Below are 24,680 nucleotides of genomic sequence, written 5' to 3'. Positions count from 1 at the left end.
GCCGAGCACGCATCGGAGGAAATGGCTCACCTGCTGCGATCAGCGCCGCTTATCCCAGCTATCCCCGGATCGTGAACGTCGCATCAATGGACTACAGGGTCGCCAACTCGTTCGAGGGCAAACTCGTTGACGGGCAGGTCGTGGCACTCGGTCTCGGCCTGTACACACCATTCAACCCGAATGTCCCTGACCTGAATTCCTACTATGAATCAGGTGGCGTTTACGGCGATTCCGCCATGAAGGAGGCCGTCCTTCCAGACAAGGGTGGAGCTACTTGGGCGGGAGTTCTTCCAGGACCCGAGGAACCCCAGTAGGAATTCGTTTGATCCCTGTCGGTCAGACGACCATCATCAGCGATGGAGCCACCACTTGGCCGCCTGCGAGGCGGAATGAGCACGTATGCACAATCTCCACCATTAAGAACGTAGAGGAAGCTTGGTCTTTATCGACCGTTGGGCTGCTTTTACTCATTCCATGCCTGCCACCTCCGAAGTCATAGGGGGCAGGCATCCGGTGTCACCCGTCCTCCACCACCATGTGCAGCCGGTTCTCGAGGAAGGCACGCTCGACGCTATTTTCGGTCAGCAGCAGCGCCTCGGTATAGGCCAGGCGCGCCTCACCGGTTCGCCCGAGCCGCCGGAGCATATCCGCCCGCGCGGCGGGCAGGTAGCCGTATCCGGCGAGTTGCGGTTCCCCGGAGAGGGCATCGAGGGCGGCCAGGCCGGCAGCAGGACCGAGTGCGAATCCGACGGCCACGGCCCGGTTGAGCGCCACTACCGGAGAGGGCCACAGCCGCACGAGCACGTCGTACAGGGCGAGTACCTCCCGCCAGTTGGTCTCCTGCCAACTGGGCGACTCCGCGTGCACGGCCGCGATCGCTGCTTGCAGCGCGTACCGCGACGGCGGCCGGGCACCCAACGCCTCCCGGACAAGGATCACGCCCTCGGCGATGGCGGCGCGGTCCCAGCGCATCCGGTCCTGCTCCTCCAGCAGCAGCAGGCGTCCCTCAGGTGTCGTGCGGGTGTCGCGGCGCGCATCGGTGAGCAGGAGCAGGGCCAGCAGGCCTGCCACGGAGGGATCGCGCGGCAACAGCCTGCGCAGCAAGCGGCACAGCTCGAATGATCGTTCCACGAGGTCGCGGCGTACCAGTTCGTCCCCGGCAGGGGCGGTATGACCGGTGGTGAAGAGGCTGTGTATCACCAGGAGCACGGCGTCGACCCTGCCCGGCAGATCAGCTACCGAAGGCACCCGGTAAGGGATACGGGCAACGGCGATTTTCTTCTTCGCCCGGGTGATGCGCGCGGCCATCGCCGCCTCGCTCACCAGGAAGGCCCGCCCCACTTCGGCAGTGGACATGCCGCACAGCAGCCGCAGCGTCAGGGCGACCTGGGCGGCACGGTCCAGCGCCGGATGGCAGCATGTCACCACCAGACGCAACCGGTCATCAGGGATCGATGCCGCCTCACCGCCGTCGACGGTGTCTTCGGGACCGGGTTCGGCCTCGTCCTCGACCAGCAGGGGAAGATACCTGGCCTCGACCTGCCGGTGGCGCAGCACGTTAAGCGCCCGGCGTCGGGCCACGGTGGTCAGCCAGGCCCCTGGGCGGGAGGGCACACCGGTGCGGCGCCAGTCCGTGAGCGCGGAGGCGAAGGCGTCCTGCACGCACTCCTCGGCGAGGTCGAGGTCGCGGGTGACGCGCACCGTCGCTGCGAGCACGAAGGCCCACTCGCGGCGGTGCGCGTCGGCGACGGCGGCCGAAACGCTGGACGTGTCCTGACCGGTCATCCCGTCCGGCCCGGGCTCAGCTGCCGAAGTCGATGACGGGCCGGACCTCGACGCCGCCGAAGCGGGCCGGGACGGTCTTGGCGACGGCCAGTGCCGTGTCCAGATCCGGGGCGTCGATAAGGTAGTAGCCGCCCAGGGCCTCCTTGGTCTCGACGAACGGGCCATCGGTCACCTCGGACCCGCCGCGGACGCTGGTGGCCGTTGTGGTCGGGTGCAGCCACGCTGCGGAAACCATGCTGGCGCCCAGCGCAGGCACGCCGCTGGCGAAGGCCTCGTGCTCGCGCATGATCTCCTCCATCAGCCCGGACGGCGCCTCGGCGTACGAGGTCTCGGTTTCGTAGATCAGGATCATGTACTGGGACATAGCTGTTCCTCTCGGTCATCGGGGATCGATTCTCGACCCCTCTACTTATACGACACGCGGGGTCCGGCCACATCGACAGTGATTCGAGCATTTGTGAGATCACGTCACGAATCTCCCAGTGACCGACTGCCCAATAGGCCACGGCCCTGCGACTACTCCTGGGCCTCTGCGAGCTCCCCTGGAGTGACGGTCCCGCCGGCGCGGGCGAGCAGGAACAGGATGTCTAATTGGGTCCGGGTGAGCGCCGTCCCCCCAAAGGGCGCGGACCGTGGGCCGGCCATCGCCCGGGAGAGACGCACAATCCTGTCCAGGATCGTGCTGACCTGACGTTCCCGCCCGGGGGGGGGGTGAGGCCGTGCGTGCTCACGTGCTCACAAACGGCATCTGTCGGACATACGTACGGTCCTCGGCCTGGGTGAGGATGAAGTCGGCCAGATCATCCCGGCTGATCTGCGTCGACGCGTCAACTCCGACCCATCCCACCCGGTAGGACTGGCTGCCTGGTTTCTCCGTCAGTCTCGGGCCACGTACCACCGTCCACTCCAACCCTGAAGCCTCGAGCACCTCAAGGTGACCTTCTGCATCGGCGAGGACAGGGCCGGAAAACTTCCTGAGTAAGAACCGGATGATCCGGTCCGGGAGCTTTGGCCGGTCCAAAGGCGCTGACAGCCCACCGCCGGACAGGGTCACGATTCGCCCCACGCCATGCCGCTTCATCGCATCAACAATATTGCGCGTGCCGTCCGTTTGAAGCGCCGGCGGAGAACCCTTCACCTGGCCGAACAGGCTGAGGACGACATCGGACCCGGCCACCGTATCTCCAACCGCCCGCGGGTCCAACACATCCCCGCCGATGACGGTCGGCGCCGGCGATGACACCGTGAGCGGGCCCGGGTCACGCACCAACGCCCGCACCTCGTAGCCCGCGGCCAGCGCGCGGGCCAGCACCCGATGTCCGGTTCTTCCCGTCCCACCGAACAATGCGATCGTCACCATGGCGACACTTTAGGGGCTGAACATCGGCTCGGCCGGAGTACCCGCCGCCTCATTCCCGCTGACCGATCGGCAACTGGGACCTCACACCCCAAGACCCGGCGATCCTTGCCCTGGGCTCTCATCACTCCTGACCGGACGGAGCACGCTGCAGCTGTGGCCATATGACGGGGGCTAAGGGCAAGGAGGATAGCCAGCCAAAAACCTCACGACAGTGATATAGCTACACCCCCACTCCCCCATGAAGTAGTAAGAAAGCCCAACCCGGGCTTCGCGCAAGAAAGGCGGCACCCACCCCGGCAAACCCCCAACCTAGCCACCAGACCCGGCACCCGGACTGCAAAACTGGGCCGGCTGTCCACAGTCCGAGAGCAGAACGTCCTCTGACTAGTGGAAACATGTGCCCGAAGTAGGACTTGAACCGGACTCCAGGCCCCGGAAATCCGCCACTCCCCCGAAAACATCTCGGATCCGATCCAGTCCGGCACCGGTACGGCCCAGTCCGAGGCTCGAAGTGTGGACACTGTCCACACCTCCGTTTCTCCCCGCCGAAGGCCTCCCCGACGAGCCACACCCCGTATGGACAGGGTGCGGCACTTCTTTCCAGGACGAAGCGAGCTTGTCGAACCGGGCGTATTCACATCCGATCCGCCAGGGGCTATCGGTCGTCACCGGCGAACGCCGACGAGCCTCGGTCAGCCCCCGTCCTCCCCTGCCCTTGCTCCTGCGGCACGGCACGAGTGTCGAGGCCGCGGAGTACTTTGGCACCTACGTTCCCAACTTGCTTCGCTCTCGAATTCTGCTGCTGTTGATTTGCCCGAGCCGCCGCTGAACTCTATGGCAGGAGCACTCTTGATATGCGCTGTGCGCCCGGATTCGCACGGCTGCGGGGTCCCTTTGTACCTTCGAGCCCACTGCCTGCACCTCTCTGAGCGAATCTGCGCCGTAGGCCGAAATGTGGCAGTAACTTTCCCTCCCGAGTCGGTGACATTGGCTATCGTTCTCTCAAACGACAATCTCCTCGCGCTGGAATTGGGGCTTGATGGACAGGCTGGAGCCGCCGATCAGCCTTATTGGACGATCCGCCGACAAAGCCTGGCTCACTGGTCTTCTCAGGGCAGCGGTTGAAGGCCACGGAGCAGCCGGGGTCCTACGTGGAGACGCCGGTGTCGGCAAAACCTTCCTCATATCCTCAGTCCTGGCCGAGCATCCACAGCTCCCGATGAAGCTGATAGCCGGGGTCGAAGCAGAAGCTGACCTTCCGTATGCTGCGCTCCAGAGAATGATCCTGGCCCACCGGGCGGCCCTTGATGACCTCACTGAAGCCCAGCGCGCAGCGCTCCTCGTAGCGTGCGGGCTGGCAAGCGGCCCTCCAGCCTCCAAATCCTTGGTCGGCCTTGGGTTGTTGAATCTCCTTGCGCGAGTCTCGGATGAAGCCCCCTTCGTATGCTTTATTGACGATGGGCAGTGGGTGGATCGCGAGTCACTGGACGCATTCGCCTTCGTAGCGCGGCGCATCCTGGCCGAACGGCTCGTGCTGTTGTTTGCCGTCCGGAGCAATGACGCGGAGCCAACTCCTTTGGACGACCTCCCCGCACGGACCCTCGCGGGCCTCAGCCACGCCGACGCCTTGACGCTGCTCGAGACCTCATCCCCACAGACACTGGACCCGCGTGTCGCTGACCAGATCGTCGACGCGACAGGGGGCAACCCACTCGCCCTGGTGGATCTGCTTACGGACCTCACGGAACGCCAGCTCCGCGGTGAGGATCTTCTTCCCGAGCCGGTACCGCTGGGGAAGCACCTGGAAGCGCATTACCTCAGGCAGGGCCGCCAGCTGCCGCAGGAGACACAGATGTGGCTGCTGGCAGCAGCCACCGAGCCAGAGGGGGACCTTGAGGCGATCACAGCTGCCAGCGATGCCTTGGGTCTCCGGGATAATGCTTCACGCGCAGCAGAACTGGCCGGTCTGGTTCGCGTCAATTCGACCGTGACGTTCCGCCATCCGCTCGTGCGTTCAGCCATATACAACGGTTCGCCCAGCCATGACATCCGAGCCATGCACCTGCAACTCGCGCACGCAGCCGAGCGGCGGGGTGATACCTACAGGTGGGTGACGCACCGGGCGGCGGCCACCATCGGACCGGACGATGAGGTTGCAGACAAGCTTGAGGAAGCAGCGGATATGGCAATGAAGCGCGGCGGCTATATGACTCGAACGAACCTGCTCGTTCGTTCAGCGGCCCTCACTTCCGCCCAAACAGTCAAGAACCTGCGCCTTCTGGCTGCCGCGGAATCGGCAATCGCGGCAGGCGCACCTGCGCAGGCAGGAGCGCTGCTCGGGGCATTGGAGCCCGAGGGACTCGACGATTTGGCTCGAGGGCGGCTCTTCATGGCCAGCTGCGATCTGGACACTCTTGCGCCCGTGCCGGGTCCTATCTACGCGCATCGCCCTCAACGACTGTTGGTTGCGGCCCGGCTCTTCCGTTCCACCGCCCCGGCGCGGGCCAAACAGGCCATTGCCAGCGCTTACTGGGCGCTGGTTCAGGCCGACGAGATGGTGCAGGGGACGTCCTCCCGGGAGGTTGCCGAGGAAGCGCGTCGAATCTGCGAAATGGCCCCGGGTAGCGATCTGCCCACTCAGGCCCTCATCGCTTTGAGCACCCTCGTCCTTGACGGGCCTGCGGCGGCGGCCTCCCTCGTCCGCGCGACAATCGAGCAGGCATCAGCACCTGGAATTCCCGACGAGGACATCCTGCAGTCCTTCATTTCCGTTGCATATGCCGCGTGCCTTCTTCGGGACCCGGAATCAAGCGAAGCGGTTCTTCAGCGCGCGGAACACGCTGCACGAAACCTCGGCGCCACCCTTGTCCTTTGCCGCATCCTTCTCCTCGGCGCGTACCTCAATATGCGGCAAGGCAGGATCCGTGAGGGCAGCGAGCGTCTCAACAGCGCAGCGGAAATTATCTCTTTCATGGGACTTCCGAAGGTGTGGGCCGACATGGTCACGTCCCTGCCGGTACTCCGGGGATGGCTCGACGATGAATCAATTACCAGGGAGGACGAGGTCTCCGCCGAGGCACGAACTTTCGGATATGGCTTAAGCGGTGCCTCCCGCCTCGTCGGGACCCTTCTGCTCCGCGCAGCGGAAAGCCGCTATGTCGAAGCGTGGATCGCCGGCCGCCAAATCAGGCATGATGACCCGTTCTTCACCGGAGCCTTGTACCTGCCTGACCTTATTGAATGTGCGGCACGCGCCGGCGATCATAAATCGGCGAACCTTCTCCTTCTGCGCTTGCGGGAGGAGAGCCACCACTCCAGGAGTAGGTGGGCGGAAGGGCTTGAAGAACGAAGCATGACCCATCTCGACGAGGACACACCCGCCCCGCACTTCGAACGCGCCCTGGAATTGCTTACCGGGCCCGCTCTGGAAATGGATGCCGCGCGCACACATCTGCTGTACGGGGAATGGCTTCGCCGCCGGCGCCGCCGGACCGAAGCCGCCGCTCACCTATTCAATGCGTTTGAGATATTCCAACGGCTTGGCGCGCTGGGTTGGTCGGCACGGGCGCGCCGGGAACTTGCCGCTCTCGGAGAAACACTCGGGCACAACAAACAGACCCTCGCTGCGACACTTACGCCGCAGGAGCTGTCCGTTGCAAGACTTGCTGCAGCGGGCAACACCAACGCCGACATCGGGGCCGAACTGTTCCTGAGCTCCCACACCGTGGACTACCACCTGCGGAAGGTGTTTCGAAAGCTCGGTGTGACTTCCCGGAGGCAGCTTCACAAAATCAACCTCGGCTGAGCTGCGCCGCCTGGTTGCGGACCGCCGCGGCCTCAGAGAACACCGCCACCACTTCAGGCCTGGATGGGTTCGTAGTGCTCCTGCCACAATCGCGTAGGGTGCCGCGCAGTAAGTGGGCAGCTGGTCAGTCCAAGCCTGTAGCCCCGAAGCGCGACGTGCGTCTTCGGACTGTGCACCGCACGCGATGCGCGTTGTTCCCTCGCCGTGGGATCTTCGGAAGGGACCCTGCTGGCGCCGAACTGAAGGAAACATCTCCATGAGCTACGTGACCACCGAAGATGGAACGCAGATCTTCTACAAGGACTGGGGACCGGCCGATGGAACCCCCGTCCTGCTCAGCCACGGCTGGCCGTTGAACGCCGATGCCTGGGACAGCCAGGCCCTCTTCCTCGCCGAAAACGGATGCCGCGTCATTGCCCATGACCGCCGCGGGCACGGCCGTTCGACGCAGACCTGGGCCGGCAATGAAATGGACACCTACGCCGACGACCTTGCCGTGGTACTGGACTCGCTCGACCTCAACGGCGTCACTCTCGTGGGCCACTCCACCGGTGGAGGGGAGGTTGCCCACTATGTGGGCCGGCACGGCCCGGCACGGGTCGCGAAGCTCGTGCTCGTTTCAGCAGTTCCTCCGCTCATGGTGCGGACCGATGACAATCCCGAAGGCCTGCCGGTGGAGGTGTTCGACAATATCCGGGCAGGGGAACGCGCGTCCCGCTCCCAGCTGTACCGGGACTTGGCCGACGGCCCGTTCTTCGGTCACAACCGGCGCGGCGACGTCCCGCAGGGCATACGGGACGCCTTTTGGCTGCAGGGAATGGCCTCGGGCCACCGCGCCGCGTTTGAATGCATCGCAGCCTTCTCGGCAACCGACTTCCGCGAGGACCTGGCCAAGATCAACGTGCCCACCCTCGTCATTCACGGCGACGACGACCAGATCGTTCCGTTCGAGGTCGGCGGCCAGCGCTCCGCGAAGCTCATCTCCGGCGCCGACCTAAAGGTCTATGACAACGCCGGTCATGCGCTGCCCGACACCGAAATGGAACGCCTCTCTCGTGACCTCCTCGACTTCATCCGTTCTTGAGCCCGCAGTGAAAGGCACCCGAAATGAACCTGCCGACTGAACCCAAACCACCGATCGTCCTTATCCATGGACTATGGATGACCCCGTCCAGCTGGGCCACCTGGGCCGCAAGATTCCGCGGTCTCGGCCATGAGGTCATCGTTCCGGGCTGGCCGGGTGTCGATGACCGGTCCCCGGACAGCGTCCGCTACGACCCCAGTGCCCTTGAAGGCGTCGGCATCAAAGAGATCGTCGACCATTATGACCGGATCATCCGGGCTATGCCCGAGCAACCGATCATCATCGGCCACTCCTTCGGCGGAATCTTCGTTCAGATGCTCCTTGACCGCGGACTTGGGATCGCCGGGGTCGGAGTCGAACCCGGACAGCCCGCAGGGGTGCTCGCTTTGCCGTTCTCGACGCTGCGAACCGGCCTGCCGATCCTGTCGAATCCGTTCCGGATTAATAAGGCCAGCCGGTTCACCAAACGCCACTTCCACTACACCTTCGGAAACGACCTCAGCCGAGCCGAATCCGACAGGGAGTGGGAATTAAGCGCCATCAACTCCGTGAACCGGGTCTTCTTCGAAGGCGTGCTCTCCCTGCCAAAGCAGAAGACCGGCATCACCAAAGTCGACTTCCGCAAGCCGGACCGGGCCCCGCTCCTGCTCATCTCCGGCGGCATCGATCACGTTGCCCCGCCGGCGATCCAAAAAGCGGCGCTCAAAAAATACGCGCAGGGACCGTCGGTCGTCGAACGCGTCGAGTTCCCGGGACGCACCCACCGCATCGTCAGCCAGGAGGGCTGGGAAGAAGTCGCGGACTACGCCCTCACCTGGTCGCTGCAGCATGCGGCCGCCCGTGACACCCAACACCACCAATAGTCAGGTCCCGGGAGTGTGGAACAGCTCCGGATCACCCACATCGGCGGACCGACGGCCCTGATCGAACTGGACGGGTGGAGGATCCTCACCGATCCGACCTTTGATGATCCGGGCCGCCGGTACCGCTTTGGACTCGGCACGTCATCGGTGAAAACCGGCCGCCCGGCGCTGCAGCCCGCCGACCTCGGGCCGGTCGACGCGGTTCTGCTCTCACACGATCACCACGCGGACAACCTGGACAGCCTCGGACGCCAGATGCTCCCGTCCGTGCCAACGGTATTGACCACCAGAAGTGGTGCGAAACGGTTGGCATTGCCCAATACCCATGGGCTTCGCCCCTGGGAGCAGATGACGCTGCGCAATCCCGGTATCTCACCGCTTCGCATCATCGCCACCCCGGGCCGTCACGGGCCCGCCCTTAGCCTGCCTGTCGTGGGCCAGACTCTCGGTTTCGCACTCCAGCGCCCCGGGGCGGACACCATCGCCCTTTGGATGTCGGGGGACTCCGTCCTCTACCGCGGCCTCAAGGACGTCGCGCGGCGGTTCGAGATCGACGTCGCGCTGCTGCACCTGGGCGCTGTCCGGTTCGGGATTACCGGACCGGTCAGGTACACCATGAACGCCAGAGAGGGGGCCCGGCTGCTCAAACTCATCCGCCCCCAGGTGGCGATACCAGTCCACTACGAAGGCTGGAGCCACTTCAGCGAAGGCCGCGATCTCGCCCTCAAACATCTCCGGGTCGCACCCGATGGGGTTACGGAGGTCCTCTGGCTGCCCCCCGGCCGCTCCGTCCCCATCCCGCTCAGATCAACCCGGCCCGCCACCACCGGAACCAGCCCCGAAGGAAGATCACCATGATCACGCCCGTCCTCCACCGCATCAAACGGTGGCTCAGCCTCCGGTCACTCCTGGCCGCAATCATCGCGGCGGCCGTCATCGCCGCACCCGCAGCCGCTTCCCTGCCCGCCACCTCGGGCCACGATGAGCAAAAACCCACCCTCGTCTTCGTTCATGGGGCCTTCGCCGACTCCTCAGGATGGGCGGAAGTAGCCGGCCGCTACCTGAACGCGGGATACCCGGTGCACGCCGTTTCCAATCCGCTGCGCGGGATCCAGTACGACAGCGCCTACCTGCAAAGCTACCTGGCCACCATGAAAGGGCCCGTCGTGCTCATCGGACATTCCTACGGCGGCACGGTGATAACCAACGCCGCCACCGGGAATCCGAACGTCGAAGCCCTGGTCTACGTTGCCGCCTACGCACTGGACGGGAAGGAGACGGTACAGGCCGCGAACACCCTTGGCGGCGGCCAGACGGAAGTTACCAACCACCTGGTGATCCGGCCCTTCCCCGGCGCCCAGGAAGGCGACGCCGACGCCTACATCGACCCGGCCCACTTCGCCCGCCTGTTCGCCCAGGATCTCCCCGCGCAGGTCACCGACTTCATGGGCGTCAGCCAGCGGCCCGGCGCCCTGGCCTCACTCGTCACGCCCTCGGGCGCGCCCGCCTGGAAGGAAATTCCCTCCTGGTACATGGTCGCCCGCAATGACAACATCATCCCCCTGGAGGCGCAACGGGTGATGGCAGATCGGGCCGGCGCCACCACTGTGGAGGTCAAGAGCTCCCATGTGCCCATGATGTCCCGTCCGTCCAAGGTAGTCGACCTGATCGACCGGGCCATCGACGGAACCCATTGACGCAACACGAGGACGGCTGGGGCTGCACAGTCGCCCCAGCCGTCCAGCCAAACACCCTAATCCGGCAACTCCTGAATGGAGCGGCCAACGAGAGGAACACATTATGAACCGGTCCTTTGACGGTGACGTCGTATTCGTTACCGGAGCGAGCGGAGGCCTGGGCACCGAATTCGTCCTACAGGCCCTCGGCCGCGGAGCCGACCGGGTGTACGCGGCATCCCGCGCGCCCGTCCGCGGGGATGACCCGAAGGTTGTGCCAGTGCAGCTGGACATCACCAGCGATGCGTCTGTCGAAGCAGCCACGGCAACGGCAGCAGACACGACCATCGTCATCAACAGTGCCGGCATCGCCGCGCTGGAGCCCATCACGTCCGTCGACTTCGACGCCATCCACAGCATGTTCGAGACGAACTTCTTCGGCGCCCTGCGGGTCGCGCGCTCATTCGCCCCAGTCCTTGCCGCTAACGGTGGCGGGACACTGCTGAACGTCGTTTCAGTTGGGGCCTGGTACCACCGCGGCGGGGCCTATGCCGCATCGAAGGCGGCCCTCTGGTCCGCGACCAACGCCCTCCGCCTCGAACTCGTTCCCTCCAGAACCACCGTCATCGGACTGTATATGGGCTTCACCCGCACGACCATGACCGAGGGTCTGCCCGGGGACATGAATGAACCCGCGGACATCGTGCGCATCGCTTTGGACGGCATCCGTGACGGCCGTCATGAGATACTCGCAGACCAGATCACCCGGGACATCCACGGCCGCCTCTCCGAACCGGTAGAGGCGATGTACGCCGAGCTTCACAAGTAGAAAACCGGGCCGGTGCGCTACCCCCAAGTTTCCCCTGCGCATCCCTTTCCGTTCCGACGGGGACGCCCGGCTCCCCATAGCCGCCAGCGACCACACCGGACGTCGCAGCAACCTACGTGCGCTTGTCTTGATGGTGCTCAGGGGTGTCGACTCCCGGTAGCTGCTTCGCCTGAGCTGCTCGAGGAGGGTGAGCAGGTCAAGAATTCCCACCACAGTCATGCAGCTACCCCGCCACTCCCCCATGAAGTAGTAAGAACGCCCAACCGGCCTTCGCGACAGAAAGGCGACACCCAGCCCCCAGGAAAACTTCGAAACAGCCACCAAACCGGCACCCGGACCGCAGAATTGCGCCGGCTGTCCACAGTCAGAGAGCAAAAGGGCCTCTGACTAGTGGAAACATGTGCCCGAAGTGGGACTCGAACCGGACTCCAGGCCCTGGAAATCCGCCACTCCCCGGTAAACATCCAGAATCCGGCCCAGTCCGGCACCGGTACGGCCCAGACCGAGACCAAAAGTGTGGACACTGTCCACACCCCCACCTCGCCCCACCAGAGGCGTTCCCAGACCGCCGCATTTCTCCGAAGAAAACGGGGCGACGCCGCTGACGGTCACCATCCTCAGTGCCCTAGACATCACCGCCGCGGTGCTCGGAGAGCCGACCGATCTGGAGACCCGCCTCACCCGGTACAGCCGTCCGGTCCGGGTCACCGATACCGGAGAAGACCTGACCGCGAGCACCCCGCGCCACGTCCCGATCTGCGCCCAATGGGAGAGGCTCCGATCTCCATCGAGTACCGCGGCGGAACCCCCCGCGGCGAGGGTCTTCGCTGGGTCTTCACCGGAACCAAGGGCATACTCGCCCTCTCCTCCCCCCACCTTCAACGGCAATATGCAGGCCACCGAGCTGGAACTCCACGGCGGACACGGCAGCGACCAGGCCATGAACCGCCTGCCCGTCCCGGCCAAGTACACCTCGCCGGAGGTTGCAGCCATTCCCGGGGTCGCCGGGAGCGTCGCCCGCACGTACGAGGCGTTCGCGCGTGACCTGCGCACCCGGAGCACCGATTCCCTCGACTTCTCCTGCGCGCTCGAACGCCACCAACGGATCCAGGAGATCTCGGAGGAATCCAAAAACCACTGATTGTGGCCAGCCTCGAGGGCCGGTACGAATCGGTCACCGGGGCGTCTGTGCCGGGCGGACCTGTACGGAGTTCTTCCGTCAGGTGCCGCCCGGCTGCAGTCCGCGCCGGCATCCAGCCATCGCATCGTGTGCGACGGCGTAACCTCCGGCGTTTTCCTCAACCATCCCTTGCCTTCCCCCGGCCGTTGCGTATCTTGTTGCTCAGGCGACGAGGACTTGGGGGACGGTCCCGGCCTATGCTCCCCCACCCAGTAGCAGCCGATTCTAAGGAACCAGAGATGGCATTTGTCACTGTTGGACAGGAAAACAGCACCGATATCAACATCTACTACGAGGACCACGGCCAGGGCCAGCCGGTCGTGCTGATCCACGGTTATCCGCTCAACGGCAGGTCCTGGGAACGCCAGCTGCCGGTGCTGCTGGAGGCCGGCTACCGGGTCATCACCTACGACCGGCGCGGCTACGGCCAGTCGAGCCAGCCCACTGTCGGGTACGAATATGACACCTTCGCCACGGACCTGAAAACCCTCCTGGAAACCCTGGACCTCAATGACGTGATCCTCGTCGGCTTTTCCATGGGCTCCGGGGAGGTCGGACGGTACATCGGCAAGTACGGCACCGCCCGGATCAGCAAGGCCGTCTTCGCCGCCCCCTTGGAACCGTTCATGGTCAAGGGCCCGGACACTCCGTACGGGCTGGACAAGTCTGTCTTTGACGACATTGGGGCCGCCGCGGTGAAAGATCGCTTTGCGCATTACGTGGATTTCACCAACTCCTTCTACAACACCGACGTGTTCCTGGGCACGGACCGGCTCAGCGAACACGCCTTCAAGCACAGCCTGGACGACGCCTTCGCCTCCTCGGCCTACGGCACCCGCGAATCCATCAAGTCCTGGATGACGGACTTCCGCGAGGACATCAAAAAGATCGACGTGCCCGCCCTGATCGTTCAGGGCACCGAGGACCGCATCCTTCCCATCGACGTGACCGGCCGGCCCTTCCATAAGGCGAATCCTGACCTTGAGTATGTCGAGATTGAAGGCGCCCCACACGGCATGCTGTGGACCCATTCCGAGGAGGTCAATAAGATCTTGCTGAAATTCATCACCGGCAATTAGCCGATGCGATAGTCCGGTGTCCGGCACCCCCGGCGGGAACACGTCGTCGGGGGTGCCGCATTGTGCGCGCCCAACCCCGCCATCTTCCCGGAGGACCTCGATAAAGTACTTTTTCACGACCGCGACGCCCAAGAAGCTCCCCGAGCACAGCCACACCAGACAACGGCTCCACCTCCCCGCCCTGCTAAGGCCGACAGCGAACTATCTCCTCCTTGCGGTAAGGGATGGTGAGCTCAAGCGGTCGTTGCAACACCTCTACGAAGTGAGGTGTTGTGCGTATTGTCGAAGAAGGAACGGATCGATAGGGAAGCGCGATTTTGGGTCGTGATGGCCCAGGGATCGACGCTGGCTGCAGCCTGTGATGCTGTAGGCGTGAATCGACGAACCGGACAACGTTGGCGCCAAGCAATCGGCGGCCGTATTCCACGCGCCAAGCCGGAGCCTTCAGGCCGGTACCTCTGTTTGGAGGAACGACTATTGATAGCGGACCTGCACCTGGCAGGTCGTGGTGTTCGGGCGATCGCACGAGAGATCGGCCGGTGTCCTTCGACGATCAGCCGTGAGCTGCGCCGGAACGGACAGCCAACAGGTGCGCGGAGACGAGCGTTGATGCAGGTGAAGTACGCCCCGTACGCAGCCCAGAAACAGGCGGAGCTATCCGGCCGCCGGCCCAAGGCCAGTAAGTTCGATGACCTGGAACTGGCATCCTTGGTACAGGCCAGGTTGTGTGTGAAATAGAGCCCGGAACAGATCAGCGACCACCTGGCCACGGCTTTCAGTGACCGAGCGGAGATGCAGGTGAGTCCCGAAACGATCTACCAGGCCCTCTACGTCCAGGGACGCGGCCATCTAAGGGCTGACCTGCACCAACACCTGCGTACCGGCCGCGTCGCGAGGCGGCCCAGGCGCTCCACAGCTGCTAAAAGTTCGGGGAAGATCCCGGACATGATCCTGATCAGTGAACGGCCCGCCGAGGTTGCAGACCGCGCCGTGCCCGGTCACTGGGAGGGGGATCTGGTGCTGGGATCGAACTGCCGCTCAGCCATCGCCACCCTCGTAGAGCGCCAGACACGGTTCACCATGCTCATCCACCTGCCCGGCGATCACAGTGGGGACTGCCCCGAGTTTGGTTGACTCCTGACCACACGGAGCTTGCTGGGGCCGATGCTCATATGACGGGCCCTGAGGGCCGACACCCGAATCTCCCGCGCCCGCGTTCGGTGTCTCCGTATCCGCCCCCGAGCAGAGATGTCGCCGCAACCTAAGTCGGTTCGAGGTGATGACGCCCACAAGTGGAAAACTCTCAGTGGCTGCCTCGCCTGGGCCGCTCGGCGAGGAGGATGACCAGGTCCTAAACCCTCGCCAAAGTCATGCAGCCACACGGCCACTCCCCCATGAAGTAGTAAGAACGCCCAAACCGGGCTTTGCGACGGAAAGGCGGCACCCAGCCCCCAGGAAACTTCCAAACAGCCACCGGAACCGGCACCCGGACCGCAGAATTGGGCCGGCTGTCCACAGTCAGAGAGCAAAAGGGCCTCTGACTAGGGGAAACATGTGCCCGAAGTGGGACTCGAACCGGACTCCAGCCCTTGATATCCGCCACTCCCCCGAAAACATCCGCAATCCGGACCAGTCCGGCACCGGTACGGCCCAGTCCGAGATCCAAAGTGTGGACATTGTCCCCACCCGGGTAGCGGGTCGCGAGCGGCTCACCGAGGCGCATGAGGGCGGTCCCTGGGTGGCGGATAGGTTCGAAGCGGCCGGACTGGTGCGGGTGACCCGTCGCGCCGGACCGGGATCCGATGACGGGAAGCCTCCAGCTGTAAGGGTCGGCGTGTCCGGTTCCGGTCGCGCTTCACGGATTGTCGGTAACCAAGACTTTCACCCCTTCCACAGGACGCACCTGATAACGGCTTCCTCCAATGCGTGGGATTGACCGGGATGTTCACGGGACTTTCATGCTGCGCCAACCGATCGGACACCGCGGGAGCTTAGGCTCGGATTATGAGTCCGGATATCGACCTGTGTGAGGTTCACGCGCTGCCTGTTCTTCGTGCGGATAGTCCGCTGCGTGAACGTCAGTTACTCATGCTGCAGCAGAGCCTTTACAACGCGCGCGTTCGTACCCGTCCCGAACTTGCCAGGGGGATCGAGGTGTGCACCGGCCGCTCGATCACCTCGTTACGGGAGTTACGTCAAAGGGAACTGCGTCCAATCCTCCGTCACGTCCAGACCATGATGGAAAATGTTGAGGCTGAATCTCAAGGCGCTCCGGCCTCCATTCCTGCTTGCGATGGTAACTTCGAGGCGCCCACCCCGGGATAGGGAAAGAAGAACGACGGCGGAGAAGTGGACCGGGGAATCAGGTTCCACCATGCGTCGCTCAGGCCTTAAGTAGCCGGCGACGCACATCACTCTCAACTTTGATAGCAGTCAATGCTGTGGTGCCTTGGCAAACTTGTGGCCTCCTCGCCGCGGCACCGCCCCGAACGAATGCGGTAGGTTCACACCTCCTCTATGCCTAGCCGGTATCCCATGCCGCGGACGGTCTCGATGTAGGAGCTTCCTGCCGGTGAGGCTTTGGCGAGCTTCTTCCGGGTCCGTGCGATGGCCATTCTGGTGCGGGTGGTGCCCCCGGCCGCGGTATCCCTGATGTGGGCGCTGATTTCCTCGACCCCGACGACCCGCGGGGCTTCCATCATGAGGTAGCGCAGGACTTCGAAGTCCTTGGGCGCCAGATCCACGTTGACACCGGCGATGGTGGTCCGAAGGGACTGAGGGTTCAGGAAAAGGTCCCCGGCGCGCAGTTCGGCAGCGGCATCGGATCGGAGCACCCCAAGCCGGGTGATGGCCGAGGCGATTTCTTCAGCGGTGGCGGGCAGGGGTATGAGCCCCCGCGCTCCGAGCTCCAGGCACGTGAAACCAAGCCGATGGCTGGTTTCGGTTCCCAGATCCCCGATCAGGACGGGGGTCCCGGTCAGGTCGACGACGGTATGGACGAACTCCTGAACTCCGATCCCGGTCAGGTCGGTCGGGACGATCACGATCTGCGGGTTGGAGGCCCCGATGCCGACAAGTGCACTGGGACCATCCTGATACCGGTGCAGTTCGATGCCGCGGTTGAGCAGCTCCGCCGGGTCGTCCTGGCACGTCGGAGTGGAGGGGGATTCGACGGCCGCCGTGTGACAGGGCCAACGCACCGCCGAGCTGCGGGGGCGGTTACGTTCCCGAGGCTGGGAAGAGGTGGGGGTGCGGTCTGTTTGTTCGACCACGGAGGCACTTACCCGAACCGACCGGAGATGTAATCCTCGGTCCTTTGATCCTTGGGATCCTCGAAGATCTGGGAGGTCTTGCCATATTCCACCAGCACGCCGGTGCGGTCTCCGGTTCCCTCGTCGGCCAAGGCGGTGAAGAACGCGGTGCGGTCCGCCACGCGGGCGGCCTGCTGCATGTTGTGGGTCACGATGACGATTGTGTATTCGCGGCGCAGCTCGTGCATCAGGTCCTCGATGCGCATGGTGGAAATCGGATCCAGCGCGGAGGCCGGTTCGTCCATGAGGATGACATCGGGCTTGACGGCGATAGTCCGGGCGATGCAAAGGCGTTGCTGTTGACCGCCGGAAAGCCCGAATGCCGACTGCTTGAGTTTGTCCTTGACTTCACCCCATAGGGCGGACTTGGTCAGCGCCTCCTCGACCAGGTCATCCATGTTCTCCACCTTCATCCCGGTCACCCGGGGGCCGTAGGCGATGTTGTCGTAGATGGATTTGGGAAAGGGGTTGGGCTTTTGGAAGACCATGCCGATGCGCCGACGGACCTCAATGGCGTCGACCTCGGGGGCGTACATGTCGGTGCCGCGGAAGGTGATGCTCCCGTCGACACGGGCCCCTTCGACGAGGTCGTTCATCCGGTTCAGGGTGCGCAGCAGGGTGGACTTGCCGCAGCCGGATGGTCCGATCAGGGCGGTGATCTCGTTCAGGCCGAAGTCGAGGTTAACCCCGGTGACGGCCCGAAACTTGCCGTAATACACGTCGACGTCCTTGACGCTGAGGATCGTCTCGTCGGGCTTGTCGGGCAGTGTGGCGGCGCGGCGGCGTCCGGTGAGGTGGACGGCCATGCCGGGCTGCTGATGCAGCAGGGTGTCGTCCTCGAGGGAGCGGCGCTCGGCTGCTGTGGGGACGTGGGAGGAGCTGTTCATAGGGTTCTTACCACCGTGTCTGGAAGCGGTTGCGGATGTAGATGGCCAGGCCGTTCATCAGGACGAGCAGTCCGAGCAGGAGGATACTCGCCGCGGCGGCTAGTTCCTGGAATCCGGCCTGGGGCCGGCCGGTCCAGTTGAAGATCTGGATGGGCATGGTCGTGAATCCGCTCAGGATGCCGTTGGGGTCGAAGCTGACGAACACCAGGGCGCCCAGGACCAGCAGGGGCGCGGCCTCGCCGAGGGCCCTGGAGAGGGCCAGGATGGAGCCGGTGGCGATGCCGGGTACCGAGGCGGGCAGCACCTGCCGCCACACGGTTTGCCATTTGGAGGCGCCCAGGGCCATGGAGCCCTGCCGGATTTCCAACGGGACCGAGCGTATGGCCTCACGGGTGGAGATGATGATGACCGGCAGGATCAGCAGGCTCAACGCCAGCGCTCCGCCGATGACGATGTTTTTGTTTTGCACCCCGAGCAGGGTCAGGAACGCCAGCGCGAGCAACCCGTACACGATTGCCGGGACGGCGGCGAGGTTCTGCACGTTGAGTTCGATGACCCGGTTGATCCACAGTTTCTTGTCCGCAAATTCCTCAAGGTGCACCGCGGCGGCGACCCCGAGCGGGATGGTCAGCACGGCCGTGGTGGCGATGACCCAGACCGAGCCTAGGATGGCCGGCCGGGCTCCGGCGCGCTCCGGTGAGGAGGCCGGGTATTCGGTGAACAGCGTGGAGGTGAACTTATTGGATCCGTCGATGATGGTGGTGACGATCAGCACGACGAGGAACAGGAACGAGAAGGCCAGGCACGCCCAGATCAGCAGCAGGAAGATCAGGGAGGTGGGGCTTTTCTCGCCGCTGTATTTGGATCTGCGGTGTCCTAGGGGCTGGACGGTGTCGACGATGGAGCGCATCAGTAGGCCTCCCTGAAGCGGCGAACGAAGCGGATGCTGATGAAGTTCACCAGCAGGGTGATCAGGAACAGGAGAAGGCCTACCGCGAAGAGGGTGTCGTATTCGATGGAACCGACCCGGGAGTCGCCCAGGGCGGCGTTGGCGATGAACCCTGTCATGGTCTGACCCTGTTCGAGGGGATTGCCCACGACGCGGGCCTGGCTGCCCGCGGCCAGGGCGACGATCATGGTTTCACCGACAGCCCGGGAAACGCCGAGGACAATGGCTGCGACGATGCCGGACAGGGCGGCGGGGAAGACGACCCGCATGCTGGTTTGCATGCGGTTCGCGCCCAGAGCCGCCGAGCCTTGGCGCAGGGCACCGGGGACCGCGCTCATCGCGTCTTCGGAGATGGAGGCCACGGTCGGGACGATCATGACGCCCATCACCAGGCCAGCGGCCAGGACGCTGAAGGCTCCGGTGTCCAGGCCCACCCATTCGCGCAACACCGTGGCCTGGACGAAGGTCAGGGCGAAGTATCCGTACACCACGGTGGGGACTCCGGCGAGGATCTCTAGGATCGGCTTGAGGATCCGGCGCAGGCGCGGACTGGCGTACTCCGAGAGCAGCACTGCCGCACCGAGCCCGAGCGGGACCGCGATGAGCAGTGCGATCCCGGTGGTCCACAGTGTCGCCGAGATCAGCGGCAGCACCCCGAAGGAGGCATCGGCGAACCTCGGGGACCACCGGTCGCCGAACAGGAACTCGGTGACGGGCACTTCCCGGAAGAATCCGAGGGAGGGAATCAGCAGGGCCAGCAGAATCCCGATGGTGGTCAGCACCGTCACCACAGCCGCAAGGCGCAGGACCAGAATGATGATCGCTTCACCGGGCCGTTTTTTGCCCTTGAACGGGGAGGGGGCCGGGCGGCCCGGCGCGCTGGCCGGACCGCCCTTTTCCTGTACAGCTGTCATAACGGGAACCGTTCTCCTCGAGCTCTGGTCGTACCGGTGGAACGGCCTGCTAACCGATGGAGGCGAGCTCTTCGGTAGCCGTGGCGTTCTGCTCCTCGGTGAGCCCGATGAACAGGGCAGCCTCGGCGACCTCGTTCGCGTTCTCCACGTAGTAATCCACGAAGGACTTCACCTCGGGCTTGTCCGCGTAGGAGGCGTTGGCAACGTAGATGAACAGGGGACGTCCCAGGGGTGCGTAGGTGCCGTCCTGGACCGTCTCCTCGGAGGGAGTGACGCAACCTTCGCCGTTGTCGACGTCGACAATCTTCACGGCGTCCGGGTTCTCTTCGGCGTAAGACAGGCCGAAGAAGCCGATGGCCCCTTCGTTGCCTTCCACGCCCTGAACGGTGACGTTGTCGTCCTCGGAGGGGCTGTAGTCGGTGCGGATAGCGCCTTCTTCACCGTTGATAGCGTCGGTGAAATAATCAAAGGTTCCCGAGTCAGTGCCGGCACCGAAAAGGGCAATTTCCTGGTCCGGGAAGGACGGATCGACCTGGTTCCAATTGGTGACCTTGCCTTCGGAGTCCGGACCCCAGATGGTGGCCAGCTGCTCTACGGTCAGGCACTCGGCCCAGTCATTTTCGGGGTTCACCACGACGGACAGTCCGTCGTTGGCCATGACGACCTCGGTATAGTCGATGCCGTTTGTCTCGCATTCCGCAATTTCTTCGTCCTTGATCGGACGCGAAGCATTGGAGATGTCGGTTTCACCGGCGCAGAAGGCCTTGAAGCCTCCACCGGTGCCGGAGGTGGCGACGGAAACATCAATGCCGGACTCAACATCGCGGAACATGTCGGCGGCCGCTTCGGTCAGCGGCGCAACGGTTGATGACCCATCGGCGACAACCGAGCCGGAGACGGCTTCACCGCTGGCTCCGGATCCTCCTGCGCTCTCCTGCTGTCCGCCGCAGGCGCTCAGCAGAAGGGCGAGAACCGCAAGCGACGTGACACCGGCGCGTCGTGAAAGAGTTTTTTGCACTGTGTGAATTCCTTCCAACGGCGGCCTGGGCCGCGCAGGTGATGGGAGAGATCGGCGGTGCCGACACATCAATACAAAGCGCCATAGGTGAACACGGGGTGAATAGTGGCGAGACGTCGGGAGTACTTATAGGAAGTTTTGTCTGTTTCAAACTCAGGTTTCACTTCAGTATCTTGACGGGCGATCGAACTCACCGAAGCCCTGCTGCGCCTGGCCCATGCGAATGCCCTGACCGCGCCGGCCTCGGCTTCATGTTCGCCACCGGACTCCTCGTCATCACCTGACCGAAAGTCCCCTATCCGCCGCATCCAGCCGGTGACAACAGCCAGACGACCACGCAAGGAACTCGAGTCGTCCATAACTCTGAGCTTCTTCGAAGGTGGCGGGTTTTTCACGCGGAATTGGCGGGGCTATGTCGTTATAGGCAGAGGGAGTGGCTGCTTCTGTGATGTTGCGGTGTGGTCAGCGCGACGCGGTATCGCGTGCCTGTGTCCGGCCCATGCCTGGCAGGAAGCGGCCGACCTTTGCGGTGTAGTCGGCGTAGGCGTGTTGGTGGGTGCGGTTTAGGTATGGCTCTTCGACGAGGCGCACCTGGAGTTCCACGGCGAGGAACAGACACAGCAGCGCCGCTGCGCTGACGGCTGCGGGAACCATGAGCGCCAGCCCGGCCAGGGCTGTGAGCATGGCAGTGAAGATCGGGTTGCGGACCACGGCGAACAGCCCGGTGGTGACCAGGTCTGTACGTTCGGCGGTGTCGACCCCAATGCGCCAGGAGGACCCCATCCCGGTCTGGGCGGCCAGCACGCCAAGGAAACCCAGCACAGTCACGATCAGTCCTATCCACGCGAGTCCGGGCACCCGAGGCGGAACTAGGGCCCCGGTGAGGGCGAGGACGGGTCCGGCCGCGCCGAGCAGCAGGGCCGCGATGAACAGGACCCCGCCCCACCATTCGGCCGAGCCCGGTGCGCCGCTGAGGCCACGGAAGCCCGTGGATCCGGTCCTGCGCCGGTGGATCCAGGACCTCACTCCAAAGGTCGTGATGACACCTGCGGTGTACAGGCCCAGGGCAAGCGCTGCAGCTGTTGGTGGTTCCATCGTTGGCCTCGGTTTCCGTGATGATCGGCGGTGTGTGGGAAAGCGCGGGTGGGCGGCTGCCGGTCCGGTGCGGTGTGGAGTCTCAGGTGAAGACGTGGAGGAAGCGGAAGAACACGGAGGCGGCGACGGCGATGTAGGTGAGGACGATGATCGGTCCGACCCACGCTGCGAGCCCGCGGGTGAGGCCGGCGGGTGCGGGGATGATGCCGTGAACCATGTTGCGGACGGTGGTGAGGATGAACAGGGGGATCATCGCCGCCCAGACGATCATGCAGTAGAGGCACAGGATGTAAATGTCGAAGAGGGCCTGGCTCCACAGCCAGGTGGCGAACACGGCTCCGAGCGTGATGCCTGCCTGCAGGCCGGCCCAGTACCAGCGGCTGAACCGGGCTCCGGCGAGCAGTGCCATGCCGGTGGTGATGATGACGGTGAAGCCGACGAGGCCGATGAAGGGGTTGGGGAAGCCGAAGAGCTCGGACTGCCATGTCTCCATGACCTGCCCGCAGGACACCCAGGGGTTGATGTCGCAGCTCGTGACATGGTCCGGGTCCCGGTACAACTCGAGCTTCTCGAGGATCAGGATCCCGGCCGCAACCCACCCGATGACACCGGCGGCCACAAACATGATCCCGAACGGGACCCGGCGTGCGAATCCGGGCACTGAGGCCGCGTCATCCTGGGCGGGTTCCTGGATCGAGGAGATGTTATTCGTCGTTCGGTGCGACATGGTGGGTGGTCCTTCGCCGGGAGTCATGAATCAGTCCGCGATAGCGGTTTCGATGAGACTGCGGAACTCCTCGGCGGTGGCGGGCTGGATCTTCTCGCCGTCGAGGAAAAACGTCGGGGTTCCCTCGACGTTCAGGGCCATGCCGTCGCTCTTGTCGATGTTCACTCGCTCCATGGTTGCCGGGTCTGCGATCGCCGTATCGTACGCAGCCATGTCCAGGCCCAGGTCCTTGGCATAGCCGCGGAACACCGGTGACCGGTCCTCGTTGGTGTGGCTCCACTCGGTCTGCGTTTCATACATGCGGGCGTGCATCTCTTTGAACTTGTCCTGCTGGGCTGCTGCCTCGACGGCGGCGGCCGCAGTCTCGGAGTTGGGGTGCCCGGGCAGCGGGAAGTACCGGGAGACGACGGTCAGGTTCTCCCCGTATTCCTCGGAGAGCTCTTCCACGAGCGGGTACGCGGCGAGGCAGGCTTCGCATTCGAAGTCGAGGAACTCGACCAGGATGGCCTTCTCGTCCGACGCCTGGGACAGGCGGTGGCTGTCCTCACGGACGACCTCTGCCGTGCCCGCGCCGGTGCCGGTGTCGGTGCCCTCAGCCTGCGAGGGGTCGTTGCCGAGGCTGTTGAAGAAAATCGCCAAGCCGACGACGAGAGCAACAGCGGCGAGTAGGCCGAGCGTTATCCGGTTCTGCAGGCTCAGGCCCTGCTTCGTGTCAGGGGTCGTGTTGGGAGCTGGGGCGGGGGTCGGCACGGTGGTGTCTCCTCGTCAACTGACTGCATGGTCTGCTGGTTCCCGGCCGATTGCAGGGGACCATTGGTGGATCAGGGTTTGCTGGAGTGCTCTAGTGATGTGTGCAGCAGGCGCAGGACGCATCAGCTGTTTTCGATTCAGGATCTGCTGGGCTGCTTTCCGGGGTGTTGGTTCCTGCGGGCCGCACCGTCAGTGTCAACGCAGCAGGCTCTACGGAGGTGTTCGTCACTGCTACGGGCGCGCCTGTCGTGGTGCCAGTGCTGCAGCAGGATTCCGAGCCGCCGCCCGGGGCGCTTCCGCAGGTGTCAACGCTTTGGTCGTCGTCGAGGTTTCCGAAGGATGGTGCGCAGCAGGAGTCGCCCTTCCATGCCTCGTGGCCTTCTTTGATGGCGACGGCGGCGATGATGAGGGCGGCGACCGGGTCGGCCCAGGACCACCCGAGGGTGCTGTTGAGCAGCAGACCCACCAGCAGGACCCCGGACAGGTAGGTGCACAGCAGGGTCTGCTTGGAGTCCGCGACAGCGGACCGGGACCCGAGCTCACGACCGGCCCGGCGCTGCGCCCAGGACAGGAACGGCATGACCGCCAGGCTCACCGCGGCCAGAACGATTCCAACCAGTGAGTGCTGGGGTTCGGACGCGCCGAGCAGGGTGCGGACGGCGTCGAAGGTCACGAACGCGGCGAGGCCGAAGAAGGAAAAGGCGATCAGGCGCAGGGCGGTCTTTTCCCGGGCCTCCGGGTCGCGCCCGGCGAACTGCCAGGCCACGGCGGCCGCGGAGAGAACCTCCACGATCGAGTCCAGGCCGAACCCAATCAACGCGCTTGAGGACGCCACCGTGCCGGCGCTGATCGCGACGCCCGCTTCGATAACGTTGTAGGTGATCGTCGCGCCGACGAGAAGACGGATCCGCCGGGACAGGACCGCCCGCCGCTGCACACTCGGCGCTGGACGGGCGATCTGCACCGATGCGGGTGAGGTGTGGGTGCTCATCAGCAGCAAGCCTTTCCCTCGATGTGGTTCGCCCGGGTGGTGCAGCAGCACTCGGCGTCGCCAACGGCCACGACCCCGAGCAGTGCGGTCAGCGCGTCACCGAGCTTCCGATCCGCCAGCTCATACCGGACCCGCCGCCCCTCGGGAACGGCGACGACAAGCCCACAGCCGCGCAGGCACGTCAGATGATTCGACAGGCGCTGCTTGCTCACTCCGGCCAGTTCAGCCAGCTCACCCGGGTAGGACGGAGCGTCCCGCAGAACCAACAAGACCCGGGCGCGCACCGGATCCGACAGGGCGTATCCGAACCGCGCGAGGACCGAGTGCTGGGCAAGAGTTTCCACACCGCAACAGTACACACAATCATGTACTAAACG

The 24,680-nt window shown here is 64.4% G+C and carries 27 protein-coding genes; 12 read left to right on the top strand and 15 right to left on the bottom strand.

All coding sequences use genetic code 11. The annotated features are described in order from the left end of the window. Nucleotides 1-71: 71 nt before the first annotated feature. Nucleotides 72-314, top strand: a complete 243-nt coding sequence (locus tag I6N91_RS10765) for a hypothetical protein (protein WP_198812549.1) — start codon at nucleotides 72-74, stop codon at nucleotides 312-314. 202 nt (nucleotides 315-516) lie between these two features. Here the strand turns inward: I6N91_RS10765 and I6N91_RS10760 are convergent, their stop codons facing one another. From I6N91_RS10760 to I6N91_RS10745, 4 genes are all read right to left on the bottom strand, one after another. Then, nucleotides 517-1,785 (bottom strand): sigma-70 family RNA polymerase sigma factor, encoded by a 1,269-nt coding sequence (locus tag I6N91_RS10760; RefSeq protein ID WP_198812548.1) that lies wholly within the window; start codon nucleotides 1,783-1,785, stop codon nucleotides 517-519. Between the two features lie 16 nt (nucleotides 1,786-1,801). After that, nucleotides 1,802-2,149 (bottom strand): YciI family protein, encoded by a 348-nt coding sequence (locus I6N91_RS10755; protein WP_133404625.1) that lies wholly within the window; start codon nucleotides 2,147-2,149, stop codon nucleotides 1,802-1,804. Nucleotides 2,150-2,301: 152 nt separating this feature from the next. Next, nucleotides 2,302-2,448, bottom strand: coding sequence for a MarR family transcriptional regulator (locus I6N91_RS10750; protein WP_198812547.1), 147 nt, complete (start codon nucleotides 2,446-2,448; stop codon nucleotides 2,302-2,304). A 64-nt stretch (nucleotides 2,449-2,512) separates the two neighbouring features. Continuing rightward, nucleotides 2,513-3,145 (bottom strand): SDR family oxidoreductase, encoded by a 633-nt coding sequence (locus I6N91_RS10745; RefSeq protein ID WP_198812546.1) that lies wholly within the window; start codon nucleotides 3,143-3,145, stop codon nucleotides 2,513-2,515. Nucleotides 3,146-4,184: 1,039 nt separating this feature from the next. On the opposite strand from I6N91_RS10745, the gene I6N91_RS10740 reads away from it, so the two are divergent. The 11 genes from I6N91_RS10740 to I6N91_RS10690 all read left to right on the top strand — a co-directional run bounded on the left by I6N91_RS10740 (nucleotide 4,185) and on the right by I6N91_RS10690 (nucleotide 15,986). Next, nucleotides 4,185-6,950, top strand: coding sequence for a LuxR family transcriptional regulator (locus I6N91_RS10740; protein WP_198812545.1), 2,766 nt, complete (start codon nucleotides 4,185-4,187; stop codon nucleotides 6,948-6,950). Nucleotides 6,951-7,206: 256 nt separating this feature from the next. Continuing rightward, a complete protein-coding gene (locus tag I6N91_RS10735; protein WP_198812544.1) occupies nucleotides 7,207-8,034 on the top strand; it encodes an alpha/beta fold hydrolase in 828 nt (275 codons plus the stop codon). Nucleotides 8,035-8,057: 23 nt separating this feature from the next. Continuing rightward, nucleotides 8,058-8,897 (top strand): alpha/beta hydrolase, encoded by an 840-nt coding sequence (locus tag I6N91_RS10730; protein ID WP_198812543.1) that lies wholly within the window; start codon nucleotides 8,058-8,060, stop codon nucleotides 8,895-8,897. Between the two features lie 15 nt (nucleotides 8,898-8,912). Beyond that, nucleotides 8,913-9,755 carry an MBL fold metallo-hydrolase gene (locus I6N91_RS10725; RefSeq protein ID WP_198812542.1) on the top strand — a complete coding sequence of 281 codons (843 nt, stop codon included), beginning with the start codon at nucleotides 8,913-8,915 and terminating at the stop codon, nucleotides 9,753-9,755. After that, nucleotides 9,752-10,594, top strand: a complete 843-nt coding sequence (locus I6N91_RS10720; protein WP_198812541.1) for an alpha/beta fold hydrolase — start codon at nucleotides 9,752-9,754, stop codon at nucleotides 10,592-10,594. Before I6N91_RS10725 ends, I6N91_RS10720 begins: the two co-directional genes overlap by 4 nt. A gap of 103 nt (nucleotides 10,595-10,697) precedes the next feature. Beyond that, nucleotides 10,698-11,402, top strand: a complete 705-nt coding sequence (locus tag I6N91_RS10715) for an SDR family oxidoreductase (RefSeq protein ID WP_198812540.1) — start codon at nucleotides 10,698-10,700, stop codon at nucleotides 11,400-11,402. Between the two features lie 889 nt (nucleotides 11,403-12,291). Beyond that, a complete protein-coding gene (locus I6N91_RS10710; protein ID WP_198812539.1) occupies nucleotides 12,292-12,543 on the top strand; it encodes a hypothetical protein in 252 nt (83 codons plus the stop codon). A 278-nt stretch (nucleotides 12,544-12,821) separates the two neighbouring features. Then, complete coding sequence (locus tag I6N91_RS10705) at nucleotides 12,822-13,661, top strand: alpha/beta fold hydrolase (RefSeq protein ID WP_198812538.1); 840 nt, start codon at nucleotides 12,822-12,824, stop codon at nucleotides 13,659-13,661. A 327-nt stretch (nucleotides 13,662-13,988) separates the two neighbouring features. After that, nucleotides 13,989-14,399, top strand: a complete 411-nt coding sequence (locus I6N91_RS17585) for a helix-turn-helix domain-containing protein (protein WP_374058943.1) — start codon at nucleotides 13,989-13,991, stop codon at nucleotides 14,397-14,399. Nucleotides 14,400-14,411: 12 nt separating this feature from the next. Continuing rightward, nucleotides 14,412-14,795, top strand: coding sequence for an IS30 family transposase (locus I6N91_RS10695; RefSeq protein ID WP_198812610.1), 384 nt, complete (start codon nucleotides 14,412-14,414; stop codon nucleotides 14,793-14,795). 870 nt (nucleotides 14,796-15,665) lie between these two features. Beyond that, a complete protein-coding gene (locus I6N91_RS10690; RefSeq protein ID WP_198812536.1) occupies nucleotides 15,666-15,986 on the top strand; it encodes a hypothetical protein in 321 nt (106 codons plus the stop codon). A gap of 179 nt (nucleotides 15,987-16,165) precedes the next feature. On the opposite strand, the gene I6N91_RS17485 is transcribed toward I6N91_RS10690, so the two are convergent. From I6N91_RS17485 to I6N91_RS10635, 11 genes are all read right to left on the bottom strand, one after another. Next, complete coding sequence (locus tag I6N91_RS17485; RefSeq protein ID WP_198812535.1) at nucleotides 16,166-16,861, bottom strand: winged helix-turn-helix domain-containing protein; 696 nt, start codon at nucleotides 16,859-16,861, stop codon at nucleotides 16,166-16,168. Between the two features lie 80 nt (nucleotides 16,862-16,941). Continuing rightward, nucleotides 16,942-17,778, bottom strand: coding sequence for a phosphate ABC transporter ATP-binding protein PstB (pstB, locus tag I6N91_RS10680; protein WP_198812609.1), 837 nt, complete (start codon nucleotides 17,776-17,778; stop codon nucleotides 16,942-16,944). Nucleotides 17,779-17,866: 88 nt separating this feature from the next. Next, nucleotides 17,867-18,769, bottom strand: coding sequence for a phosphate ABC transporter permease PstA (pstA, locus tag I6N91_RS10675; RefSeq protein ID WP_198812534.1), 903 nt, complete (start codon nucleotides 18,767-18,769; stop codon nucleotides 17,867-17,869). Further along, nucleotides 18,769-19,722 (bottom strand): phosphate ABC transporter permease subunit PstC, encoded by a 954-nt coding sequence (pstC, locus tag I6N91_RS10670; RefSeq protein ID WP_198812533.1) that lies wholly within the window; start codon nucleotides 19,720-19,722, stop codon nucleotides 18,769-18,771. The genes pstA and pstC overlap by 1 nt, the downstream gene beginning before the upstream one ends. A gap of 49 nt (nucleotides 19,723-19,771) precedes the next feature. Beyond that, nucleotides 19,772-20,740 (bottom strand): PstS family phosphate ABC transporter substrate-binding protein, encoded by a 969-nt coding sequence (locus tag I6N91_RS10665; protein WP_307843327.1) that lies wholly within the window; start codon nucleotides 20,738-20,740, stop codon nucleotides 19,772-19,774. Nucleotides 20,741-20,808: 68 nt separating this feature from the next. Beyond that, a complete protein-coding gene (locus I6N91_RS10660) occupies nucleotides 20,809-21,099 on the bottom strand; it encodes a hypothetical protein (RefSeq protein WP_198812532.1) in 291 nt (96 codons plus the stop codon). Nucleotides 21,100-21,202: 103 nt separating this feature from the next. Then, the gene (locus I6N91_RS10655) at nucleotides 21,203-21,835 is read right to left on the bottom strand and encodes an isoprenylcysteine carboxylmethyltransferase family protein (protein ID WP_198812531.1); all 633 of its coding nucleotides are present in this window, start codon (nucleotides 21,833-21,835) and stop codon (nucleotides 21,203-21,205) included. An 82-nt stretch (nucleotides 21,836-21,917) separates the two neighbouring features. Further along, the gene (locus I6N91_RS10650; RefSeq protein WP_198812530.1) at nucleotides 21,918-22,562 is read right to left on the bottom strand and encodes a vitamin K epoxide reductase family protein; all 645 of its coding nucleotides are present in this window, start codon (nucleotides 22,560-22,562) and stop codon (nucleotides 21,918-21,920) included. Nucleotides 22,563-22,592: 30 nt separating this feature from the next. Continuing rightward, nucleotides 22,593-23,312 carry a thioredoxin domain-containing protein gene (locus I6N91_RS10645; protein WP_307843326.1) on the bottom strand — a complete coding sequence of 240 codons (720 nt, stop codon included), beginning with the start codon at nucleotides 23,310-23,312 and terminating at the stop codon, nucleotides 22,593-22,595. A gap of 91 nt (nucleotides 23,313-23,403) precedes the next feature. After that, nucleotides 23,404-24,303, bottom strand: a complete 900-nt coding sequence (locus I6N91_RS10640; RefSeq protein WP_198812529.1) for a cation transporter — start codon at nucleotides 24,301-24,303, stop codon at nucleotides 23,404-23,406. After that, nucleotides 24,303-24,647 (bottom strand): helix-turn-helix transcriptional regulator, encoded by a 345-nt coding sequence (locus I6N91_RS10635; RefSeq protein ID WP_198812528.1) that lies wholly within the window; start codon nucleotides 24,645-24,647, stop codon nucleotides 24,303-24,305. Before I6N91_RS10635 ends, I6N91_RS10640 begins: the two co-directional genes overlap by 1 nt. Between the last annotated feature and the right edge of the window lie 33 nt (nucleotides 24,648-24,680).

Origin of the sequence: Arthrobacter sp. MSA 4-2, from assembly GCF_016405885.1 — a bacterium.
In the GTDB taxonomy this organism is placed as follows: domain Bacteria; phylum Actinomycetota; class Actinomycetes; order Actinomycetales; family Micrococcaceae; genus Arthrobacter_D.
The sequence above is the reverse complement of the archived record's forward strand: the minus strand, read 5'-3'. Positions and strand labels throughout refer to the sequence as shown.